The 4,883-nt window shown below is 41.2% G+C and carries 6 protein-coding genes and 3 pseudogenes; 4 read left to right on the forward strand and 5 right to left on the reverse strand.

Annotated elements, in window-relative coordinates:
* On the reverse strand, positions 1-255 hold a 255-nt coding region (locus tag FTU35_RS13395; protein ID WP_218951288.1), incomplete at its 3' end, for a hypothetical protein.
* A gap of 47 nt (positions 256-302) precedes the next feature.
* Between FTU35_RS13395 and FTU35_RS12975 the strand changes: the two genes are divergently transcribed.
* The gene (locus FTU35_RS12975) at positions 303-677 is read left to right on the forward strand and encodes a hypothetical protein (RefSeq protein ID WP_180064797.1); all 375 of its coding nucleotides are present in this window, start codon (positions 303-305) and stop codon (positions 675-677) included.
* Between the two features lie 133 nt (positions 678-810).
* Here FTU35_RS12975 and nadS read toward each other — a convergent pair.
* A pseudogene (nadS, locus tag FTU35_RS12980) lies at positions 811-1,082 on the reverse strand (NadS family protein).
* A 120-nt stretch (positions 1,083-1,202) separates the two neighbouring features.
* Between nadS and FTU35_RS12985 the strand changes: the two are divergent.
* From FTU35_RS12985 to FTU35_RS12995, 3 genes are read left to right on the forward strand one after another with little or no spacing between them, the layout of a single operon-like run.
* Positions 1,203-2,807 carry an IS66 family transposase gene (locus FTU35_RS12985; RefSeq protein WP_180064798.1) on the forward strand — a complete coding sequence of 535 codons (1,605 nt, stop codon included), beginning with the start codon at positions 1,203-1,205 and terminating at the stop codon, positions 2,805-2,807.
* A gap of 32 nt (positions 2,808-2,839) precedes the next feature.
* On the forward strand, positions 2,840-2,995 hold the full coding sequence (locus FTU35_RS12990) for a type II toxin-antitoxin system RelB/DinJ family antitoxin (protein WP_257224342.1): 156 nt from the start codon (positions 2,840-2,842) through the stop codon (positions 2,993-2,995).
* Positions 2,982-3,272 carry a type II toxin-antitoxin system YafQ family toxin gene (locus FTU35_RS12995; RefSeq protein ID WP_180064799.1) on the forward strand — a complete coding sequence of 97 codons (291 nt, stop codon included), beginning with the start codon at positions 2,982-2,984 and terminating at the stop codon, positions 3,270-3,272. The genes FTU35_RS12990 and FTU35_RS12995 overlap by 14 nt, the downstream gene beginning before the upstream one ends.
* Before the next feature lie 98 nt (positions 3,273-3,370).
* On the opposite strand, the gene FTU35_RS13000 is transcribed toward FTU35_RS12995, so the two are convergent.
* From FTU35_RS13000 to FTU35_RS13010, 3 genes and pseudogenes are all read right to left on the reverse strand, one after another.
* Positions 3,371-3,739 carry a hypothetical protein gene (locus FTU35_RS13000; RefSeq protein ID WP_017399704.1) on the reverse strand — a complete coding sequence of 123 codons (369 nt, stop codon included), beginning with the start codon at positions 3,737-3,739 and terminating at the stop codon, positions 3,371-3,373.
* A 137-nt stretch (positions 3,740-3,876) separates the two neighbouring features.
* Positions 3,877-4,758: pseudogene (locus tag FTU35_RS13005) on the reverse strand (IS3 family transposase); the annotation flags it as partial.
* Positions 4,758-4,883 (reverse strand): annotated as a pseudogene (locus FTU35_RS13010) (IS4 family transposase); the annotation flags it as partial. The pseudogenes FTU35_RS13005 and FTU35_RS13010, both read right to left, overlap by 1 nt.

Raw genomic sequence — 4,883 nt, forward strand, 5'->3', positions numbered from 1 at the left:
TACTTTTTTAGTAGTCAGTACTTTTTTAGTAGTCAGTACTTTTTTAGTAGTCAGTACTTTTTTAGTAGTCAGTACTTTTTTAGTAGTCAGTACTTTTTTAGTAGTCAGTACTTTTTTAGTAGTCAGTACTTTTTTAGTAGTCAGTGAGTGAATTAACATTAATGAAAATAATGAGTGATTTATATTTTTTTTATGAGCGCAAAATGTTACATTTTTCAGTAATTCAAAAATTAGAAATGGGTCAAGTTTTACCATTTCTGTAATAGAATAATTGGCTTATATATTTATTATTAGGAAAAAACATGATACAAGACCAAAATGTTTCAGAACTTGATATTGAGAATCTAGCTAATAAAAATTTAGCATCCTCAACAGAAAATACTTCTGAAACTGTATCGACAAAAGAAGAAAAGCATTCAAAAATTGTTGAGAAAAATCAAAAAATTTATAGTGTCAATGATTCTAAAAAATTTGAAGATATTCTTTTTCGTCATATAGAAAAAATGAATGAAAAGACGATCACACGTAATCAGTTACTTACTCAACACAAGAAAACCTTACTTGAACTTTTTAGTCTTGGTGCAACTGTAGAAGAAGTAGTGACTTTTCTAGAAGAAAATAATTTTTCTGGAATTACTGCAGAAAATTTAAATGAATTTTTGAAGAAGAAAAAATAAATTATTGAATGTGAAGTAAGATCCAGTTGATTCGAGTGCATATGAAATTACTTCACACAAAGCAATTGATCCCATCGAAAGTAGTTCTAGCTCAATTGATCACGAGACAGGCCGGGGGTATTATCTAAACTTCTTAAATTAAAGTTGGATGAGCATCTAGAATACGAATTAAAGTTGCCGCAGGACCAGTCGGATAACGACGGCCTTGTTCCCAGTTTTGTAGGGTTCTTGCACTGATATGCAAACGTGCAGCAAACTCTGCCTGGGTTAAGCCAGTTTTTCACGTACTTCTTTAATATCTGGCAATTCAAGCTCTGTGACTCGACTTGCTTTCAGCTCATGACGTTTGAGGGCGCCAGCTTCTTTGATTGAAGCAACCAGGTCATCAAATAAGTTGTTATCCATAAAATTGCTCCTTCAATAATTGAACCGCTCTTTCTCTGATTTCAGGGGTATATTTTAATTTTGTCATCGGGGTAGTCTCTCAGAATATTGACTCTCCGACAAACCTGGTACGGTTCAGTCATGAATACGCTGCCTGACTTAAGCCAACTGACCCATGAACAGCTGCTGGAATTTACCCTGCAGTTGGCGATGCAGCATCAGTCTCTGGCACAATCAAATCAAGAATTAGAAAAATCAAACCAGCAATTGGATGCCAAAGTTCAACATCTTTCCATTCTCACGCAAAAATACGAGCATGAACTGGCGCTGTTTAAAAAGCATAAATTCGGCAGTAAAAACGAACATCTCACCGCAAAACAAATCCATCTGTGGGACGAAGCGGTTGAAGAGGATATCGCAGCAGTTGATTTGGAACTGGAGCGGCTGAATGCAGATAAAACCGATGCAGCGACACAGAAAGCCACAGTCAACAAACCTAAACGTCGACTGCTGCCGGATCATCTACACACCATCCGTATTGAGCATGAACCTGCATCAACCCAATGCAGTTGTGGCTGCCAGTTACGTCGTATCGGCGAAGATATCAGTGAAAAACTGCATTTCAGACCGGCACAGTTCTATAAGGAACAGCATGTGCGTGGCAAATGGGTCTGTGATCAGTGTGACACCCTGACTCAGCAAGCGATGCCCGCCTATGTGATTGATAAAGGCATTGCCAGTCCTGAACTACTGAGCCATGTGCTGGTATCGAAGTATGCCGATCATTTGCCGCTGTACCGTCAGCGCCTGATCTATCAGCGGGCGGGCATTGATCTGTCCAGATCCACGTTATCTGACTGGATTGGTCGCTGCGGTGTGGAACTGGAACCTCTGGCGAATGCCTTAAAACAGGTGGTGCTGCAACAGCGGGTGATCCATGCCGATGAAACGCCGGTCACCATCATGCGGATGGGTGAGAATGAGAAGAAACCGAAGAAAGGTTATGTCTGGGCCTATGCCACCACACAGTACAATCCAGTTCAGGCAGTGATCTATGACTTTCAGGATAGCCGTTCAGGTCAGCATGCAGAAGAGTTCCTGAATGGCTGGCAGGGCCATCTGGTCTGTGATGATTACAGTGGTTATAAAGCACGCTTTAAATCAGGCGATGTCATTGAGGTGGGCTGCATGGCACATGCACGTCGTAAATTTCATGAACTGCATGTGACCGGGAAAAGTCAGATCGCTGAACAGGCATTACTGATGATTCAGAAACTGTATGCGATAGAAGCAGAACTCAGGAAAAAGACCGATAGTACAGCAGAACACCGCCGCGAATACCGACAACAGCACAGCCAACCGGTGATGCAACAACTGTATGAATGGCTCAACCAACATGATCTGACGGTGCCATCGAGTTCTCCAACCGCCAAGGCCATCAATTACAGTCTGAAGCGTTGGCCAGCCTTAAGCCGCTATCTGGATGATGGCAATCTACCCATTGACAATAACTGGGCAGAGAACTCAATGCGTCCCTGGGCATTGGGCCGTAAGAACTGGTTGTTTGCAGGTTCGCTGCGCAGTGGACAGCGAGCGGCAAATATCATGACTTTAATCCAGTCAGCAAAGCTGAATGGGTTGGATCCGTATGCCTATCTCAGTGATGTGCTGAAAAGGCTGCCGACGCATAAAGCGACCCAAATAGAAGAATTACTGCCACATCGCTGGAAATCCAACTCAAATTAAAAAATAGGCATGGGGTTCAGCGGACGCTTACCTTGCTGTTAACCAAGGTAGCGAAAGAAAAGGCTCTGCCTTTTGAAATTTGGCAGCCCAATCCTGAAACCATTGCTGCAATGGAAGAAGATCTAAGCAAAGCAAAGAGCTTCACTTCTGTTAAAGATTTGATGGCTGATCTAAATGCGGACGATTAAGTACACATCAGCATTCAAGAAAGACTATAAACGTGAGAAAAAAGGGCAGCATCGAAATACATTAGATGCTGAACTACAAACTGTTTTAGAACTATTGCAAGCTGATGAAGCCTTGCCTGAAAAGTATCGTGAGCATGCTTTGGTCAGTAATTGGGTAGGTCATCGTGATTGCCATATCAAACCTGATCTCGTTTTAATCTATAAGAAAACAGAAGAAGGTGAACTACTAATTTTGAAATTAGTTCGCTTAGGCAGTCATAGCGAATTACCAATTTGAATGATGTAACCCCCAAAGAGCGTTGACATACTCCGTACTAAAATTCAGAAAAGTGGGATTAATAATCCCACTTGTATCACACCATTAAAGTTCTATTTCTACTTGATTGTGTAAGTTGTATCGCTATCAGGAAAGCTATTCCATCCTGTCCATATATCACTGAGAACAACCTTGTTTCCTTGTAGAGACTTTACTTTATATAGGAATACTCGTGGAGGCTTGTCTGATGAAGTTTGATCTTTTTCAACCATCATGAAAGTATCATTATTTATCCATCGTACTCTAGTTGGTAAGTCTACCGTACAGGGAAATTGATCTCCCATTAGACCAGCGTTTTTTGAAAGAGATAGGCCTGCACAATTTCCGCCTTTCATGTAAAGAGTTTTTCCAGTCAGAGCAGTTTTATAGTCCGCAGCATGAATAGAACCTGTAAATATTAAGGTACTAATTAGAATAGTTTTTTTCATTTTTCTCCCTCATTTCAATATATTAAAATTGCAGTGTAATAATGCTAGCTCATGCTAATATAATTTTATTTTATAGCAGCCTGCAAGATCACCTTTAAGCATATTCTAAGGTACTCCCCAATGTCTAGACCAAATAATCATAAAATTAAGATAGAATTGGGTTGATAAAGCACAGTATTAACCGAACTATTGTTCAAATAAACCTGTGCAGGGGTATGGTAATCAAGCGACTGATGCAACCGCTCATAATTGTAAAACTCGAAATATTCTTTCAAACCAACTCTGGCTTGACTGACTGTATCAAACTGGCGTAAATACACGCACTCGTATTTTACTGACCGCCAAAGCCTTTCCACAAAGATATTGTCCAACGCCCTGCCACGACCATCCATGCTCACAGCGATACCCGAATCAATGAGTGGCATGGTAAATCTTGGCGTGGTGAACTGCGAACCTTGATCCGTATTAAAAATCTCACAGCGTAACCCATTGTGCAATAGTTTACCCACCGTATCAATGCAGAAATCCGCTTCAAGTGTCGTTGATAGCGACCAGTCTAAAACATAACGGCTATACCAATCAATCACCGCCATCAAATACACAAAGCCCTTAGACAGGCGGATGTAAGTGATGTCCGTACTCCATACCTGATTACAGCGGATAATGGGCACATTCCTAAGCAAATAGGGATAAACTTGATGCTCAGGATTAGGTTTACTTGTGTTAGGATGCTGGTAGATGGCATCGAGTCCCATTTGTCTTAATAGTCGCCTGACTCGCTTTTGCCCCACTGGATGACCCAGTTGCTTAAGGTGAGCAGTCATACGCTTTACCCCGTAAAATGGGGTTTTGGTATATTGCTCGTCAAGCAGATTCATCAGGGTGATATCAAGCTCGCTGATGGGCTTTGGCTGATAATACAGGCTTGAGCGGTTAATACCAAGCAGTTCACATTGTTTACGGGTACTGAAATCCTTATTGTCAGTCTCTAGCAGTTGTTTACGAGCATTTAGGGTAGCCATTCACCCGTTAAGTAACACCAACAGAAGCTTATAGCTAACACCGCAATCAATTTTTTCACTCGTCTAGGGTCTGTCAAGCGCGTATTTTCAAGATTAAACCCGCGTCCTTTGAGACAACTGAA

It is taken from the genome of Acinetobacter sp. YH12095 (assembly GCF_013419245.1).
Lineage (GTDB): Bacteria > Pseudomonadota > Gammaproteobacteria > Pseudomonadales > Moraxellaceae > Acinetobacter > Acinetobacter towneri.

Coding starts and splice junctions, on each gene's coding strand:
- FTU35_RS12975 (WP_180064797.1), top strand. CDS start 303: ATGATACAAGACCAAAATGTTTCAGAACTTGATATTGAGAATCTAGCT.
- FTU35_RS12995 (WP_180064799.1), top strand. CDS start 2,982: ATGCGGACGATTAAGTACACATCAGCATTCAAGAAAGACTATAAACGT.
- FTU35_RS12985 (WP_180064798.1), top strand. CDS start 1,203: ATGAATACGCTGCCTGACTTAAGCCAACTGACCCATGAACAGCTGCTG.
- FTU35_RS13000 (WP_017399704.1), bottom strand. CDS start 3,739: ATGAAAAAAACTATTCTAATTAGTACCTTAATATTTACAGGTTCTATT.